This window comes from Humiphilus diazotrophicus (genome assembly GCF_059726315.1).
Genome location: NZ_AP040870.1, coordinates 6,883,266 through 6,900,362 on the forward strand (window position 1 = coordinate 6,883,266; position 17,097 = coordinate 6,900,362).

General features: G+C 54.1%; 12 protein-coding genes. 8 read left to right on the forward strand and 4 right to left on the reverse strand.

The genetic code is table 11. The annotated features are described in order from the left end of the window. Positions 1-280: 280 nt before the first annotated feature. The 5 genes from AC6I7T_RS27575 (at position 281) to AC6I7T_RS27595 (ending at position 7,252) form a co-directional block, all read left to right on the forward strand. Positions 281-1,375, forward strand: coding sequence for a hypothetical protein (locus tag AC6I7T_RS27575; RefSeq protein WP_497791033.1), 1,095 nt, complete (start codon positions 281-283; stop codon positions 1,373-1,375). A 103-nt stretch (positions 1,376-1,478) separates the two neighbouring features. Next, positions 1,479-3,557, forward strand: a complete 2,079-nt coding sequence (locus AC6I7T_RS27580; RefSeq protein WP_497791034.1) for an NHL domain-containing protein — start codon at positions 1,479-1,481, stop codon at positions 3,555-3,557. Positions 3,558-4,352: 795 nt separating this feature from the next. Next, positions 4,353-5,096 (forward strand): alpha/beta hydrolase, encoded by a 744-nt coding sequence (locus AC6I7T_RS27585; RefSeq protein WP_497791035.1) that lies wholly within the window; start codon positions 4,353-4,355, stop codon positions 5,094-5,096. Between the two features lie 130 nt (positions 5,097-5,226). Next, complete coding sequence (locus AC6I7T_RS27590; protein ID WP_497791036.1) at positions 5,227-6,222, forward strand: AI-2E family transporter; 996 nt, start codon at positions 5,227-5,229, stop codon at positions 6,220-6,222. A 487-nt stretch (positions 6,223-6,709) separates the two neighbouring features. Further along, complete coding sequence (locus AC6I7T_RS27595; protein WP_497791037.1) at positions 6,710-7,252, forward strand: hypothetical protein; 543 nt, start codon at positions 6,710-6,712, stop codon at positions 7,250-7,252. Between the two features lie 358 nt (positions 7,253-7,610). On the opposite strand, the gene AC6I7T_RS27600 is transcribed toward AC6I7T_RS27595, so the two are convergent. The 4 genes from AC6I7T_RS27600 to AC6I7T_RS27615 form a co-directional block, all read right to left on the reverse strand. Next, the gene (locus AC6I7T_RS27600; RefSeq protein WP_497791038.1) at positions 7,611-10,691 is read right to left on the reverse strand and encodes an efflux RND transporter permease subunit; all 3,081 of its coding nucleotides are present in this window, start codon (positions 10,689-10,691) and stop codon (positions 7,611-7,613) included. Positions 10,692-10,693: 2 nt separating this feature from the next. Then, a complete protein-coding gene (locus tag AC6I7T_RS27605) occupies positions 10,694-11,800 on the reverse strand; it encodes an efflux RND transporter periplasmic adaptor subunit (protein WP_497791039.1) in 1,107 nt (368 codons plus the stop codon). Next, positions 11,797-13,059, reverse strand: coding sequence for a TolC family protein (locus AC6I7T_RS27610; protein WP_497791040.1), 1,263 nt, complete (start codon positions 13,057-13,059; stop codon positions 11,797-11,799). Before AC6I7T_RS27610 ends, AC6I7T_RS27605 begins: the two co-directional genes overlap by 4 nt. 78 nt (positions 13,060-13,137) lie before the next feature. Continuing rightward, entirely contained in the window at positions 13,138-13,533 is a 396-nt protein-coding gene (locus AC6I7T_RS27615) for a hypothetical protein (RefSeq protein WP_497791041.1), read from the reverse strand. A gap of 618 nt (positions 13,534-14,151) precedes the next feature. Between AC6I7T_RS27615 and AC6I7T_RS27620 the strand changes: the two genes are divergently transcribed. The 3 genes from AC6I7T_RS27620 to AC6I7T_RS27630 all read left to right on the forward strand — a co-directional run bounded on the left by AC6I7T_RS27620 (position 14,152) and on the right by AC6I7T_RS27630 (position 16,925). After that, positions 14,152-15,969 (forward strand): MutS-related protein, encoded by a 1,818-nt coding sequence (locus tag AC6I7T_RS27620; protein WP_497791042.1) that lies wholly within the window; start codon positions 14,152-14,154, stop codon positions 15,967-15,969. 193 nt (positions 15,970-16,162) lie between these two features. Beyond that, positions 16,163-16,474, forward strand: a complete 312-nt coding sequence (locus AC6I7T_RS27625; RefSeq protein WP_497791043.1) for a hypothetical protein — start codon at positions 16,163-16,165, stop codon at positions 16,472-16,474. 85 nt (positions 16,475-16,559) lie between these two features. Beyond that, positions 16,560-16,925 (forward strand): hypothetical protein, encoded by a 366-nt coding sequence (locus AC6I7T_RS27630; RefSeq protein ID WP_497791044.1) that lies wholly within the window; start codon positions 16,560-16,562, stop codon positions 16,923-16,925. Positions 16,926-17,097: the final 172 nt, after the last annotated feature.

Below are 17,097 nucleotides of genomic sequence, written 5' to 3' on the forward strand. Positions count from 1 at the left end.
CTTAGTGGTTGGCTGCTAATAGGTCTGTGATAAATTCTGGGTAATGTGGCGAACAGCTGATTGAATCAAGGATTATTGCAGGCTAAACAATAGAGAACCTATGGCATGCAGTTGGTCTTTTCTAGATAGTTCTACAACGATAATTCGATCATCAATGAATCAGGTACAAGCATCGGGATTAGCAGTCGAATCTTCATCTCCGGCAAAAGGTCCTGAATTGGTGACGAGATCCAATTATCAGAACACAAGACATGGTTAGGAGCGACAAGAAATGAGAAATATGCGGAAACGAATTCTTGGTTTGGCATTTTGCATCGTACCGTTTGCGATGAGCGCTGGGGCACAGAACACATATCCATGGCCCGCCAGTGGTAGTGTCGGGATTGGCACGACGGGACCGGGAGGAAAGCTTGAAGTTCTGCAAGACGGAGGGACAGGTGGATGGACCAACGCGACGCCTGCATTACGGATTACGGGAAGCGCAGGAGATCCTGTAAACTACCACCTCGATATATTGCCTGAAGTGCCGACAGGTGGCGGAGTTGATTACGAGTTTTCAATGAAAAATATCTCCGTAACAACCATACCTTTGTACCTTCAAGGCAGCACCGGCAATGTGGGCATCGGCACGATAAATCCCGGCGCACAACTTGATATCACCAACATTAATACTGCTTCGCTGCTCAGACTCACTTCAGGTGGACCGCTCGGGACGTTTCATCTGGATGCTCGTTCTTACATCCCTGATTCTGGTATTGTTTCCTACGCATTTGATGTATTGAACAACGGCCATACTTATTCCAATTCGTTAACGTTTTCTGGTTACAACGGCAACGTAGGCATCGGTACGCCAAATCCTGGTTATAAGCTCGATGTGAACGGAGTTGTTAATGCTTCAGGCATTCGTTTCCCTGATGGCAGCGTCCAAACAGTCGGATTCAATCCTGCCAACTGTGGCGCCGATTATGCCGAATCTGTAGATGTAACAGGTGATCGCACGAAATATGAACCGGGCGATATTTTGGTCATTGACCCCACTGCACCTGGAAAATTCCTCAAATCCAATCAAGCATATTCGACACTGGTGGCGGGTGTGTATTCCACCAAGCCAGGTTTCGTCGGCAGGAAGCAGCCAGCAACTGATCCCGCAAGTGCGAATGAAGTTCCTATGGCGATGGTGGGGCGGGTTCCAACCAAAGTGACGACAGAGAACGGACCCATCAAAGTCGGTGATTTGTTGGTAACTTCCTCTCAAATGGGCTATGCAATGAAAGGTACAGATCGTGGTCAGATGCTTGGTGCTGTAGTCGGCAAAGCTCTCGGTTCGCTTGATTCCGGTACCGGTGTTATCGAGATATTGGTCACTTTGCAGTAGTTGCCGTAAATGACCTTTGGCACGCTGATGCTCTGCAGGTCAGTGTTGCTCTTATCTCCCGTCATAGACGGATGTATAACCAACTATTAGCATAGAGGATTTAATGAGATCACCAACTCGGGTGTCTTCAATTGTCGCGGTTCTGCTGCTCTACTTGGCAGGCTGTGCAAGAATTGTGTGTGCTCAGGTCACCCTGCCTGCTGAGGGTACGATTAGTACCGTGGTGGGAGCCGGGACGCCGGGCTACTCTGGGGATAATGGACCAGCTGTCAATGCTGAGATATACGGCCCACAAGGAGTAGCAGTAGACCTAGATCGGAACATCTATATTGCAGATTGTTTAAACAATCGTGTTCGCAAGGTTGCAGCTAAAACTGGCATTATTACGACAGTGGCTGGAATCGGTACAGCAGGTTACTCCGGTGACGATGCTGCGGCAACTAGCGCTGAGCTAAATGGCCCATGCGGAGTGGCGGTAGATGCGAGCGGTAACATCTATATCGCGGATTCCCAAAACAATCGTATTCGCAAGGTTGCAGCTAAAACCGGCATCATTACAACGGTCGCCGGAAACGGCATTGCGGGTATCTTTGGTGATGGCAGGTTAGCGACCGATGCCGAGCTAAACGATCCCACGAGTGTTGCTGTGGACGCAAAGGGCGACATCTACATTGCAGATTCCCGGAATAACAGCATTCGTAAAATAACGCAATCAACAGGTATTATCACAACCTTTGCCGGAAACAGCATTGCAGGCTATAGTGGGGACGCTGAAAAGGCGATTAGCGCAGAACTGAATGGCCCCCAAAGCCTTGTGGTCGATAAATATGGAAATGTCTACATCGCAGATACGCTGAACAATCGTATTCGTCAGGTAGGGCTAGACGGAGAGATTACAACAGTGGCTGGAACGGGAGAGGCGGGCTTCTCCGGAGACGGGGGACAAGCCAACGCTGCCCAGCTAAGCAAGCCTACAGGTTTGGCAATGGACGCGAGTGGGAATTTGTATTTTGTGGATGCAGGGAATGTACGCATTCGCAAGATTGTAATTTTTACCGGTGTTATAACCACAATCGCAGGCAATGGCACCGCGGATTTCTCCGGAGACAATGGAGCAGCGACTGGAGCTGAATTTACTAAGCCCAGCAGCATTGCCGTGGATACAACCCATAGTCTGTATATAGCTGATGCAGGGAATCATCGTGTTCGTGTGATTAGTGGTGGCAAAACCATAGCTTCTGCTGACGATGCTTCGCCGATGTCCGATTCGTCCTGTGTTCCCGGACCAGTAATCGCATACACGAATCTCCCAAGTGCTGGCGGAACATGGACAGTTGAGTATTCCTACACTATTCTTAGCGCCTTTGGTTGTACGCTTTGGTCGCCCCCATTATCATCCGATGTCAACTGGTTGACCTTCAACTGGAATTCACAAACGTGCAATCCAAACCCTGTGATGGTTGGTCAGACAGCTACTTGTAAAACCACTTACAACGTGGCACAGAACACAGGCCCGAGTCGGCAGGCTACTATAACAGCTGGCTATGGATCAGCGGGTACAAGAAGTGCGAACATTCTGCAATATGGGCCAATGCAGACGCTTTTGTTGAGTGTTAGTGGGAACGGCACTGTAACTAGTAATCCTTCCGGTATCTCTTGCCCGGGTACTTGTACTACCGGATTTTCCTATGGGACGACCGTTACCCTTACAGCCTCGCCATCGACAGGATACCGTTTTTCGGGTTGGTCGGGGGCTTGCTCTGGTACGGGTGCCTGCACATTGACGATGTACAGCCCTGCCAACATTACGGCTACTTTTACCCCGCTTACTCCATCATTTACAGTGATGTTAACTTACCCAAGCCAGACGACACCTTTGTCGTTAGGTCATTCGATGCGCTATTATGTTGCCGTCTCTCCGCTTTACGGTTTTAGTGGGACGGTAGCTCTCTCGGTGAGCGGATTACCTCCTGGCGTGACCGCTCAGCTTTCCAGCCCAGTGGTATACGTCAGTACACCAAGTAGTATGTTTTTGACGTTTTCCTCAGCGTATAGCAGTTCTACCTTTATTGGAGATTCCGTAATAACCGTAACTGGAACAAGCGGCAGTCAGGTGAAGTCTGCAAGCTTTGTCCTCAGGACACAGCCCTTGCAATATAAGGGTAGCTGCGGCGTTCAATAGAGGGCCAATAGCGACGTAAGGCTAGTGCGAGAGCGTACTAGCCTTACGCTGCTTTTTGTCACGCAGAGTCTCCAATCAGTCTAGTTGGTACCAAGCAAAGGGCATCCTGGTGGGATGTCAAGAGAATAGCCACGGGTGAAGCGTAGCGAAACCCGTGGTCCCAATGCCAACAAGATCTCCGCCCCGTATGGGGCGGAACTAATTTACTTCGATGGATGGGGCAAGAGTTCGCCCCGCCACCTCCGGGGCGGGAAAATATTTGGGATACGTTACCCCGGGTTTCGCTACGCTTCACCCGGGGCTAGTTTGGTAGCATCCCTCCGGGATGCTTTCTGGATTTCTACATTTTTCGAGCTGGTAATTGCAGAAAGTCATGAACATATCCAGAATCTCAAAGGCAAATTGGCTTTTGCCCTGTGTCAGGGCTGGTCTTCAGGCCAGCCGAAAACAGCCTTCTTTGAGAGAGAAACATTTTCGGTAACATACCTGACGGAAAGAACAAAGGCCTTGAACCTATACCGGTTTGCGCGTTCTGGTCATTGCTTCCACGCGCGAAGATACTCTCAAACAGTACCTTGCAACTATTCGGCCTACTCGATTCCACGCTGCATTTGTTACCGAGCAGGAAGGTGGCGGTTTCTGACCGCCGCCGCTTCGCAGGTTGTTCCTCTTTCCTTGCCGCAACGCGCCTATCATGAATATTGAGGGCTTCTATGTTACAAAGTCAGGGTACTCGGAAACGTATGTGATCATGTGTATTGCGTTTCTGAATCTTGGCAAAGGTATGCAAAGACGATGCTGAAACGAATCATCACGAATGCGGTCGTATTAGGAGTATCGACAATGTTGAGTGCTCAAACGCACCCTGCGCCGCTGAATTTGAAGGCGAGCGACGGTGTGTCCATCTCAGGACTCCTCTATAAGGCGGAACATCCTAAAGCTGTAGTTCTGCTCTTCCATCAGGCGAGATCGAGCAAGGCTGAATACGAGACGATTGCACCGCGTCTGGTGGCTGCCGGATTTACCGCTCTGGCAATCGATCAACGCTCGGGCGGTTCCTTGTATGGGCCAAACGAAACTGCGGCGAAGCTGGGGAAGCCAGCCAGCTATGACGAGGCAGAGCCGGATCTGGTTGCCGCTCTTCAATGGGGTGCCGATCAGCATCTGCCGGTCATTGTGTGGGGCAGCAGCTACTCTGCTGCTTTGGTCTTCAAGGTTGCGGCCGAGCATCCGGCTCAGGTCAGTGCCGTGGTGGCCTTTTCGCCGGGTGAGTACCTTGCCGAAGCGGGCTCTGTTGCAAAGGCTGCGGCGCGGGTGCATGTCCCGATCTACGTAACCTCTTCGTCGGATGCCAAGGAAATCAGCGCTGCACGGACAATCCTGGCTGCTTCGCCTGCCAAGGTCAAGACGCAATATGTCCCACAAAACGGTGTACACGGCTCCTCGACGCTGATTGAGGCTCGTGATCCAAAAGGAGCGGCGGAAAACTGGACTCACGTCCTTGCATTTTTGAATACTCTGCCGCACGGGCGAAGCTGAAGCTGGACAGAGGGGGACAAGCGGAACACATTTTATTCTATTTCCCGTGCGAGAGCAGGCGTTTCGTCCGATCTTTGTAATTCTTGTCCCCAAGCTTCTGGAATTCGGGAGCTGAAACTATGATAGCTACATGAAGCAACCGGTCCGCGTTTCATACCTCATTCTTTTCGTTTTAGCCGTTTTGGTTGTAGGGCTGCATCTTGGTACATTCCTGCTGACCTCCTTGTTCGGTTATCTGGCCCTGAGGGCATTCAACTTTCGCCGGAACAAGTCGTTGAGCGTCTCGCTCTACCTGCTTACGGTGGCCGTTATCGGCGTCGGACTGGTTTACTTCTCGAACCTTGCGTATCACACCCTGCCGCGGATCGCGGGAACGTCGATCCCTGCGATGGCAGAGTTTTGCGAGAAAAACGGAATCGAACTGCCCTTTACGGATTATGAGAGCCTAAAGAGTACTGCACTGGATGCGGCAAAACAGGGAGCCGTTATTATCGGCAAGTCCGCTCAGGTTGCTTCCTTTCAGCTGGTACTCGTCATCGCAGGGTTGGTTGTGCCTCTGAGTGTCTTCCTTAGTTCCGGTTGGACGGTATACGACTGTAAGCCGGATGCGCCTGACAATTTCTATTGTGCGGTAACACGGGAACTTACAAAGCGCTTTTCGATCTTATATAAGAGCTTTTCCAAAGTAATAAGTGCGCAGATTGTCATCTCGGCGATTAACACAGGATTGACGGCAGCCTTTCTCCTTCTCAATGGCTATCCGTATGCAGGTTTGCTTATTCCCTTGGTGTTTCTCTGCGGGTTGCTTCCGATTGTGGGAAACATCATCAGCAACGTTGTGATTGTCGGCGTTGGCTTTACGCTCTCGGCCAGAACCGGAATCTATGCGCTGATCTTTCTGGTGGTGATACACAAGCTCGAGTATTTTCTCAATAGCAAGATTATTGGCAGAAGGATTGACAGCCCTGTGTGGCTTACCTTAATCGGGCTAGTGATTGGTGAGCGATTGATGGGAATTTCAGGGATGGTGCTGGCGCCGGTTGTGCTGCATGCTCTCAAGATGGAGGCTTCGGCCTATTCTGTTTCACCGGAAGAGAAGCCTGACAAACCAACGGGGAGTCTATAGACCTATTCTCAGATATCCCAATGCCGAGGAATAGGCCCAGGGGGCCGGTACAAAACGTCAGCCCAGTCCGTCAGGACTGGGGCGACAGGCAACAACAGATCTGAGCGCCAGCGGCGCGGCACCCATTTCGAACCTATCGAGTGCGTGTCGCGCCTCCAGCGCTCGGATATCGTTTTGTACCTCCCACCCAGTCCTGGCGGACTGGGCTGACGTTTAGCTATCGGCCCTCCAGGCCGATAGGACTGCTTTTCTCTCTTCTCTCTTCTCTCTTCTCTCTTCTCTCTTCTCTCTTCTCTTTTCGCTCTTGGCTCTTCTTCTATTCTGCGATGTTGGCCTGTTTCGCCTGCTCTAGGAAGATATAAAACTTGCTTGATATGACTGTGGTAGGCCAATTAAGGGGCTCTTATATTCCGGCTGTAAGAGTGGCCGAGTTATTGCTTAACTGCATGGCCAGGCAGCACATTTTGCCTGTAAGGAGACCTCCCCCATGTCAATATCCTCTGTAACATCACTTAGCTCGAATTTATACACTTCAGCCTCAGCCGGTAACACCTCCTCTTCCAAAGATTCAATAGGCGCTAATCTCACAACATTTGACTGGGATTATCTGAAGATGCGGTATGGAAAATCCAGTATTGAAGAGGTTGTGGCAGATCCACATGCTACCGCGGAGATCCAAAATCTGGAAAGGGCAGCCGAATCGAATTCGGTGCCCGGAAATCCAAGAGCATTCGATCCTACTGAATACCTTACCGCCAGCGATGCCGCGATGTTGGAGAGCATGACGGGAACAACTACACTCGATGATGCTTTGGCTCACGATGAGAATACTCGTTCGATGGCCGACCTTATCGGTATCGAACGTGAATCCGGTGACCTCACTGGAGACATCAGCACATCGTTTCTTCAGACATATATCTCTGCTAATGTCGGGTGGGCGCCTGCATCAACCTTTCAAAAGGCCTTGAGTTATGTCGAACAGAAGGCTCAAGATGGCAAATCAGGAGCAAAGATCAATCAGATGGCATAGGTATCGAGCAGTTGTTCCTATCGTCTCTTCTCTCGAGTGCTAGGCAGAGAGGGAATAGGCCCAGGGGGCCGGTACGAAACGTCAGCCCAGTCCGTCAGGATTGGGTCGACAGGCAACAACAGATCTGAGCGCCAGCGGCGCGGCACCCATTTCGAACCTATCGAGTGCGTGTCGCGCCTCCAGCGCTCGGATATCGTTTTGTACCTCCCACCCAGTCCTGGCGGACTGGGCTGACGTTTAGCTATCGGCCCTCCAGGCCGATAGGACTGCTCTTCTCTCTTCTCTCTGCTCTTTTCTCTCTTGGCTCTTCTTCTATTCTGCGATGTTAGCTATCTCGCCTACATCGCAGAATCATGTTCTAGTGTGCCTCGTGGTGCTCGACTTTGGGTTCGCCGAATTTGCGGGCCAGAAGTGGGACCAGGAAGAGAATCGAAACAAGTGTGGTTACAGTTCCGCCTACCACGACACGTGCCAGCGGTTGCTGCGTCTGTGCGCCGATACCGGTGGCGATAGCTGCCGGTAGTAGGCCCAGTCCTGCTGCAAACGTCGCCATCACGATGGGGCGCATCTCGTCGAGAGCGCCTTGCATCAGGCCTTGTCTTACGCCTAACGCGTGTTGTGCGTGGCGGATACCCGTCAGGAAGACGACAGCACTTAGCGTGTTCAATCCCAGCAGAGAGGTAAAGCCGACGGCTGCCGAGATGCTGAACGGCGTATGGGTGAGGAAGAGCGCCAGTATTCCTCCGATGGCCCCAAAGGGCAGAACCGCAAGGACGATAAGCGCATCATGGATGTTATTGAAGAGCAGATAGAGCACCAGCAGGATGATCAGCAGACTGATTGGAACGATGACCATCAGGCGGCGCAGTTCTTTCTGCAGGTCGTCGTATTGTCCGGCCCAGGTGTATTCATAGCCGGTCGGAAGTGTCGGCTTAACCTCCGTATCGACACGCTTTTGTAACTCCTGGATAGCGGTTTGCATATCGCGATTACGGACGCTGAACTTAATCGGGATATAGCGCTTACCGGCTTCACGATAGATCTCGAAGGCTCCGTTCTTGATCTCTACCGTGGCTACCTGATTCAGGGGAACACTGTTTCCATCCGGGGTGGGAACCTGTATGGCAGAGATTGCCTCCGGAGTGCTGCGATACTCCTTTGCATAGCGAACGGCAAAGTTAAAGCGCCGGTCGCCGTCCATGATCTGGGTAACGGGAGCACCGCCGACGGCGCTTTGCACGACGGCATTGATATCCTGCGGCTGCAGTCCGTAGCGGGCGGCCTTCTGCCGGTCGATGGAGATCATCAGGCTAGGCTGTCCGGTGACATTGAAGACGCCGATATCGGTAATGCCCTGGACGCTTTGCATGATCTTCTCGATCTTGTCAGCCGTCTTGCTCAGCTGTTCGAGATCCTGACCGAAGAGCTTCAGCGAGTTTTCGCCCTTGACGCCGGACATTGCTTCTTCAACGTTGTCCTGAATGTTTTGCGAAAAGTTGAAGTCGATTCCCGGGTACTGGTTGAACTGCTTCTGGATGGATTCGATCAGCTCGTCCTTATTGTGATGGAATTGCGGACGCCAGGTAGAAGCATCGTTCAAGGAGGCAAGCAGTTCGACATTGTTGAAGGTTGAAACGTCGGTTCCATCGTCGGGGCGTCCCATCTGAGAGATCACGTTCGTGACTTCGGGATAGGAGCGCAGGATGTCGCGCAGCTTGTCGGCAATGATTTCGGATTGCTGGAAGCTGGTGTCCTGGTGCATGGTGGCGCGAATCCAGAGGTTGCCTTCTTCCAGCGCGGGCATGAATTCTCCGCCGACGTGAACAAAGGCGAGGATTCCAACCAGCATTGCAACTGCTGCGGTTACCCATACGACGGAGGTCCGATGCAAGGCATGCCGCAAGGACCAGCGATAGACCTTGTAGATGTTCGTCATCAGGCGAGTTCCTTTGCCCGGCTTCGGATCTTTGGGCAAGGAGAGAAAGCTGATGACGGGAGCAAGCAGAACGGCGTACATCAGTGCGCCGATGAGCGCTAGTCCGTAGGTCTCCGACATTGGTGCAAAGATCTTGCCCGGAACTCCCTGCATGGTGAAGAGGGGAATGAACGAGATCAGGATGATGGCGGTCGAGAAGAGCACCGGCTTCGATGCACGGGAGACGGCATCGACGATCAGGTCGGTATTCGACTCGTCCGGCCTGCGATTCGAGATGTTGCGATAGATATTCTCGAGCACCACGATGGAGGCATCGATGAGGATTCCGAAGTCGATGGCTCCAATTGAGATCAGGTTTGCCGAGGCTTCCGTAAAGACCATGATCGTGAAGGCAAAGAGCACGGCGACGGGAATGGTGAAGGCTGCAATCGACGTAATACGCAGATCGCCGATGGTGACCAGCAGAACCAGGGTGACGAAGAGCAGACCCATGAAGATGACGTGCCGGACCGTGTGCGTGGTGACTCCGATTAGCTTTGTCCGGTCGTAGAGCGTCTTGATGTGCATGCCCTTGGGAAGGATGTTCCCGTGGTTCAATTCGTCGATTTTCTTATGCAGGGAATCGAGAGCGGGCAGAGACTTTTCGCCCTTCTGTAGAAGGACGATGGCCTCGACGATGTCGCGCTTCTCGTTCAGGCCCACTTTGCCCAGACGCGGCTGATAGCCTTCGCGAACGTCGGCGATGTCGCTCAGCTTGACGGGCGTGCCGTTGCGTTCGACGACGACGATGTTCTGCATATCGCTGATGGTGTGCAGCAATCCTATGCCGCGTACGTTCACGCTCTGGCTGCCGAGCGTGAGATAGTTGCCGCCCGCATTGGCGTTCGAGTTCTGGACGGCGTTGAGCACCTGCGTCATGGTGATGCCGTAGGCGCGCAGCTTGTTGGGATCGACATCGGCCTGATATTGGCGTGTGGTTCCGCCGAAGCTGGCTACGTCGATGATGCCGGGGACCTCTTTGATCTCGCGCAGCAGCAGCCAGTCCTGAGTGGCCTTCAACTCATTCAGCGAGTAAGGCCCGGCAAGCTCGTAACGATAGATTTCGCCAACGGGCGATTCCGGTGAGAGCTGCGGTTGCAGTCCGCCGGGGAGCGTGAGCGATTGCAGACGGTTCAGCGCTTCCTGACGATCGTTGAAGTAGCTTGAGTCAAAGCTGAAGTAGAGCTTTACATCGCTGAGCCCAAAGATGCTGATACTGCGGATCTGGTCGAGATGCGGCGTACCGTTCAGTGCTGCTTCGATAGGAACGGTAACCTGCTGCTCCATCTCTTCTGCAGACCAGGCCGGATTCTGCGTAATGAATTCGACCATCGGCGGCGCGGGATCGGGATAAGCCTCGATGTCGAGTTCGGTGAAGGCATAGATGCCAACCGCAATCGCTCCTACCAGAAGGATGACGACGATGCCACGGAAGCGGATGAGTGCGCGGACAATGCTCTGCATGGCTAATTTCCCTTGGCGTCGCGCACCAGTTCGGTGCCGGTGATTACGATGGCTTCGCCGTCGTTCAAGCCTGAGCGAATCTCAATCTTGTCGCCGTGGGTCGGCCCCAGTGTTACATCGCGACGGTGATATTCGCCGCCATTGTCTTTCACAAAGACGAAGTTCGTCGTACCGTCGTGGATGACTGCGGTTCCAGGTGCAAGGATGGCGCGGCTGACGGCATTCTGTACGGAGATGTTCGCGTAGAGCTGCGGCTTGAAGGTGTGGTGCGGATTCGTGAGCACAACGCGAGCCTTGACGGTGAGCGAGTTGGGGTCGAGGGCATCGGAGAGATTGCTGATGACGCCGGGGTAGACTTGTCCAGGATAGGCTGGGAAGGTCACTTCGACATGCGTGCCGACCTTGATGTTGCTCAGGTCATGTTCGTAAACATCGCCCAGGAGCCAGACCGAATCCAGATTGGCGATGGTGGCAATTGCTGTTGCGGCATCGAGCGAGCGCTGCATCTCTCCGCCTGCCGTGCCGATGTCCAGAACTTCTCCGCTAATGGGTGAGCGCAGTGGTACAAGGTCCGAGGTTCCGTCGGGGGAGAAGCCGAGCATACGGATTGTCTGCTTGGTTCTCTGCAATTCGGAGTCGGCGGTTCTGGCGATGGCCGCCAGATCGTCGTACTCGCGTTGCGACATTACTTGATGATCGAGCAGATCTTTGGCGCGGCGCAATTGTGCGTTGGCCCGCTGGTCTTCGATGACGGCTTTTTCATAATCGGAGCGAGCCTGCGCAATCGAGCTGCTCTGAATTGTTCCGATGACCTGCCCCTTGGAGACCTGATCGCCGGGGCGGATGCTCAGATTCAGCAGTCGTCCCGAGACCTGGGGAAAGAGGTGAATCACGCGCGAAGGATCGGGAGTGACGCGGGCCGGAAGCTCCAGATGGTCTGAAACCTCCTCCATGTGAACGGTAGCAATCTGGACGACCGGAGTTCCCTGTGCCTGTTGCACGGGTTGCGGCGCGGCCTTCTCCTTGCATCCTGCCGTGAAGAGGGTAAGTCCGAGCAGGCAGGAGCTGTAACCGGCTATGAGCAACGGATAAGCCAAGTTCTTCTTCATTGCACGACCTCCGTAGCGGTGGCATAGCTCAGCTGATGGATGGCTAGCCAGACTTGTGCATTCGCATTCAAGGCGTCCTGATGCGTTTGCCTGTAATTCCGTAATGCGTCGAGATAATCCAGCAGAGTGGCGGCTCCGTGCTGGTAGCTGTATTCCATGTTGGCTCGCACTTCTTCCGATTCCTTGAGGTAATGGGTGTTGTAGCGGCGCGCTTGCGTAAGGGCAGAGGTGTAACCGGCCCAGGCCTGATCGACATCGCTGGCCACCTGGTTGCGGGCTGCCTGCTCGGCAAGCTGGTTCGATTGAACTTCAAAACGTGTACGCTGGCGTTCGCCCTGATTGCGGTCAAAGATGCGCAAGGGAATGTTGATGCTTCCGCCTACGGTATGATCGGGTCCGCTCTTTTCGTATTCGGCGGCCAGCGTGGGATCGGTGGTGGAATAGGCGTCGGCCAGCTTGACGTTGGCCTTGGCGAGATCCACGCTCTGCCGGGCGGCGATATAGTCGGGACGCGCCGTGAGTGCTTGTTGCTGCAGTTGCTCGAGAGTCTGCGGAAGCTCGGGTGTGGAGAGCGAGCCGGAGATGTCGAAGGCGGGGTTAGGCCGGTCGTAGCCGAGCAGAACTTGCAGGGCATCGCTTGCCTGAGTTACGGCTAGCTTGGCATTCTCGTAGTCGCTTTCGAAGCTGGCCAGTTGCAGGTCGATGCGCTTGAAGTCGGTTGCGGCAATGTCTCCGGCGCGAAGGCGTTCCTGATTCAGATCCACTTGCTTCTTGTACTCGGTCAGGTTGCTTTCCGAGAGATGGAGCAATTCCTTCGCCAGCAGCATGTCGGTAAAGGCTTGCTTTACAGCGAGATTGAGTCCTCGCTTCAGATCTTCCAATTGGCTGGCGGTGACGTTGGTTGTATCCGTGGCTATCTCCATGCGGATGCCGCGCTTGTTGCCTCGTTCAAAGAGGCGCGAGACATTGGCGGAGTAGAAATAAGGATTGCCACCGTAATTGTTCTTCTTGGGAAGGGTGATGCCCTGACCCAGAAGCTGGAAGTTTGGATTCTGGCGAAGTGAAGCCGTAATCTCGCTGGCTTTGGTGGCCTGGAGGTGCTGCTCGGCGGATAAGAGCGTCGGATTGCGCGTTGCGGCAATCTTCAATACATCCTGAAGCGAGTAAGCGGCCGGCTGTTGAGCATATAGATGTGAGCAGGTGCCGGTGCAGAAATACACGAAGGCAAACATACTCAAATAACGAGTGAGTCGTTTCATAAACTCTCTTGGGCGCGTGTCTGCGCATGATTACAGAAAAGACAGAATTAGAACTGAGGAAAAATCAGGGGCCCGGAATCAGGCTTGCGGTGGAGGACGATTATCGATCGCGGGAATATATGAGTCTGCAAGGTACCTTAGCCCGGCTATAGGTTCCAGCCAGGTAGCTTGACTTGCAGCTGTTGGCGGTAATCCGATGGTGTGCGGAAGTAGTAGAGCTGTCGTCAGCAGAATTGTGTCGAGGGCACACCCATCCTGAAGTCGTCGAATCCGACAATCGTTTTCCAATGCGCCTTGTGTTACGAGAATGTCATCCGTCATCGAGATGCACGGCAACAACAACGCAACTACCAGAAGGAGGGCGGCAACCTGAAATACCCGGACAGAACGTTCGCGGGAGCGCGCAAATCTGAACCAGAGGCACAGAAGCGTCAGGGAGATACCCACCCACAGCGAATTGAGTAGCAGTTCCACTTGGAATTGATTCTACCCTATAGGTGTCTCACACTCCGAACGGGATAAAGCTTTGCTGTTCCGATTGATACAGTTACGTTTCATATTGCCACTGAAGTATGTAGAGGTACCGCCGGTCTCCAGTCCGGCTGTCGTGTGGGCGTCCTCGCCCACACCAGGGGCACATTTGGGGGAAGCAAGCAAAGTTGCGATAGCGCAGGGAAGTTTACAGAGGATACGCAGAGGGCATCCCGTCGGGATGCCAAGAGAATAGCCACGGGTGAAGCGTAGCGAAACCCGTGGTAACGATGCCAACACGACCTCCGCCCCGTATGGGGCGGAACGAATTTGCTTTGTCGGATAGGGGGAAGATTTCGTCCCGCCACCTACCGGGGCGGGAAATATTCGGTGATGCGTTACCCCGGGTTTCGCTACGCTACACCCGGGGCTAGTTTGGTAGCATCCCTCCGGGATGCTTTCTGAACAAGGCGCGAAGAGACCGGAGATAGCTCTGCTATCCACAGCCTCAATTCCCAACGTGGCTTCGCCTGTGCGGGCGAGGACGCCCCCACGACAGCCGGCCTGGAGACCGGCGGTACTTTTCTGTTCACAATCCACGATCCTTGAGAGAATGGCACAATGGGTCAGAATAAGAAGGATCCGGGCCGGGAATATACGCTTCAACTTGAACGACTTCGGACAGCGCAAGCACGTTATCACATAGCAGATCGCAGATTTGTTACTGCCAAGTTAACTCTCGTAGCTATCTCTGTTATCGCCGCAATCTGGTTGTTGAAGTTCTATCGTCCGGGGCTTGGATATCTTCTGCTCCCCGCGGTGCTCTTCATCGTCTTACTTGTCTTTCATGAACGGGTGCTCCGAGCCTTACGCCAAACCGTCCGCCTGATCGCCTATTACGAGCATGGAATGGAACGCCTGCGCGGTGAGTGGATGGGCAAGGGCAATAGCGGCGAGCAATTTCTGGACTTTGCTCATCCCTATGCCCGCGATCTGGATATCTTCGGAAAGGGAAGTCTCTTCGAACTCCTCTGCCTGGCAAGAACTCACGCTGGCGAAAAGCTTCTGGCCGACTGGCTGCTGAAGAGCGCTTCTCCAGCCGAGATTCTGGCGCGGCAGGAGTCTGTTCGGGATCTTGAAGACCATCTGGCCCTTCGCGAAGTGCTCGCGACTGCCGGAGAAGATGCTCGCGTTGGCGTTCATCACGATGAGCTGATTGCCTGGGGTGAGACAGAGTCCTTTTCTAACTCCGTTCCGATGCGGATCGGAATGTTGGTTCTAGGTGCGCTGTGGGCTGTCAGTGCCACGTTGTGGCTTATCAGTTTTATGGTCGGTCAGGTATGGGGGGTGGGATGGGTTGCTCTGCTTATGAGCGCGATCAATCTGCTGATTACCTATCGCCTCCGTCATCGCGTTGAGGCGGCGGTCGGTGCTATCGAACAAGCCGGGCACGATCTGGAGATCCTGTCAGGCGTGCTCTCCGGGATTGAAGCCGAGAAGTTTTCCTCCTCCAAGCTCATGGCGCTGCAAAAGGCACTCGAAACCCGGGGGCTTGCTCCATCGCAGGCAATTACCAAGTTAGAAAAGAAAGTCTATTGGCTGCAATCTCGCGATAACTTCTTTGCCCGGCTCCTGGACTTGTTTATTTTCTGGACCCCGCACTGCCTCTTCACGATCGAGAATTGGCGGGCCACCTATGGCCGCTCGATTCGCGTCTGGCTGGATTCCGTCGCCGAGATTGAGGCTCTATCTTCACTGGCCAGCTATGCCTTTGAGAATCCCGACGATGTGATGCCTTCTCTGGCAGAAGGCGGTCCGGTGTTGGAGGCCGAGGGGCTTGCACATCCTCTGTTGCAGAGTGCGAAGGCTATCAGCAACGATATCCGCTTGAGCCGCGATGGACTGCGGATGATTATGATCAGCGGCCCGAACATGGCAGGGAAGAGTACCTTCCTGCGCGGTATCGGCGTGAACGTCGTTCTGGCTCTTGCCGGTGCTCCGGTGCGCGCCACTCGCATGGAGCTTTCGCCGCTGGCGGTTACCGCCTCGATCTGCGTTCTGGATTCGCTGCAAGGCGGGCTTTCGCGCTTCTATGCGGAGATCAAGAGGTTGAAGCAAATCTCCGATCTGAGCGGTCAGCAGCCTCCCGTGCTCTTCCTCTTTGACGAATTGCTGTCTGGCACGAACTCCTATGACCGGCGCGTCGGCACCGAATCCATCCTGCGCAGCTTGCTGGAGAACGGCGCAATCGGATTGGTAACAACGCACGATCTCGCGCTGACCAAGATCGCCGAAAGCATCGGAGAGCATACAGCTAACTTCCACTTCAGCGATAGCTTCGAAAACGGCGAGCTGCACTTCGACTACAAGCTCCATCGCGGCATCGTGCAAACCACGAACGCGCTAACCTTGATGCGCTCGATTGGGCTGAAGATATGAGAAAGGCAGCTAAGAAGCGGGCAGCTGATAAAGCGGACAGCTAAGGTCCGGGTAGCTAAGAACCGGGCAGCCGGTTACCGCTACTGAAACAGCTGCTGCTTTCTTGCTAAAGCATGCCGAGGTACCGCCGGTCTCCAAGCCGGGGTCCCCAGCTCGCGCGGTTTTCGCGTGCTGGGGTGGAGGACCGGCTGTCGTGTGGGCGTCCCCGCCCACACATGTCTTGCTGCGGTATCATGTGACGATGAATCGTCGTCGGCAATGGATAGGGTGGAAGACGCTCGCGGTCTTTGCTGTGATCGCAGCGATGATCCTGCTTTTGCTGCCTCATCTGGCCGACACGTCCAGCTCTTCCGCAGCTTGCTTTGTACTGATTCCCGTTCTGCTCTTTGGTGTCGTCGCGATTCCTCGCTCTTTATGGCCTCCGGCCTTTGCGGAACACGCGCTGCTCCCTCAGGCTCCCTCCTTACCTACCCTCTTTCAACGGCCTCCTCCTAACTTCGCCTAAGTTTTACAGCCATACGGCACGGCCTGTGTCCTCTCTGCGACTCGGCCTTACTTAATTGCGAATAACCGATGGATCGAGGTGTGTCATGGACATGGGCGCCTATCTGACGCCGTTTGTGCCTTTATTCTTGCTCGTATTGGGCATCGTGTACTTTCAAAAGCTTCGCTGGAAGCGGAGAAAGGCGCGTGGAAAGCGGAATCCGGGTTTCTGCCCCAACATCGTTGCGCTTGGAATCGCTCTCCAAATTCTGCAAACTCTCTGCGAGCCACAAACAGATTACGTCCTTGAAGAAAGAGAGAAGGACGACGCAGACGAAGACGCCGACGGAGATGAAGACGATTCCGACCGCTTCCTGCAGCAACAACTACGAAGAATCAGGAGGGGAGAACGGCTTGACTCTCTGGCGATCAAGTTGGCAGCTAAGAACCGGGCAGCCGGTTACCGCTACTGAAACAGCTGCTGCTTTCTTGCTGAAGCATGCCGAGGTACCGCCGGTCTCCAGGCCGGGGTCCCCAGCACGCGCGGTTTTCGCGTGCTGGGGTGGAGGACCGGCTGTCGTGTGGGCCTCCCCGCCCACACTTGCCTTATGTATCGCAAACCCCTTCTACATGTGACATGTACAT

Coding starts and splice junctions, on each gene's coding strand:
- AC6I7T_RS27575 (WP_497791033.1), top strand. CDS start 281: ATGCGGAAACGAATTCTTGGTTTGGCATTTTGCATCGTACCGTTTGCG.
- AC6I7T_RS27580 (WP_497791034.1), top strand. CDS start 1,479: ATGAGATCACCAACTCGGGTGTCTTCAATTGTCGCGGTTCTGCTGCTC.
- AC6I7T_RS27585 (WP_497791035.1), top strand. CDS start 4,353: ATGCTGAAACGAATCATCACGAATGCGGTCGTATTAGGAGTATCGACA.
- AC6I7T_RS27590 (WP_497791036.1), top strand. CDS start 5,227: ATGAAGCAACCGGTCCGCGTTTCATACCTCATTCTTTTCGTTTTAGCC.
- AC6I7T_RS27595 (WP_497791037.1), top strand. CDS start 6,710: ATGTCAATATCCTCTGTAACATCACTTAGCTCGAATTTATACACTTCA.
- AC6I7T_RS27600 (WP_497791038.1), bottom strand. CDS start 10,691: ATGCAGAGCATTGTCCGCGCACTCATCCGCTTCCGTGGCATCGTCGTC.
- AC6I7T_RS27605 (WP_497791039.1), bottom strand. CDS start 11,800: ATGAAGAAGAACTTGGCTTATCCGTTGCTCATAGCCGGTTACAGCTCC.
- AC6I7T_RS27610 (WP_497791040.1), bottom strand. CDS start 13,059: ATGAAACGACTCACTCGTTATTTGAGTATGTTTGCCTTCGTGTATTTC.
- AC6I7T_RS27620 (WP_497791042.1), top strand. CDS start 14,152: ATGGGTCAGAATAAGAAGGATCCGGGCCGGGAATATACGCTTCAACTT.
- AC6I7T_RS27630 (WP_497791044.1), top strand. CDS start 16,560: ATGGACATGGGCGCCTATCTGACGCCGTTTGTGCCTTTATTCTTGCTC.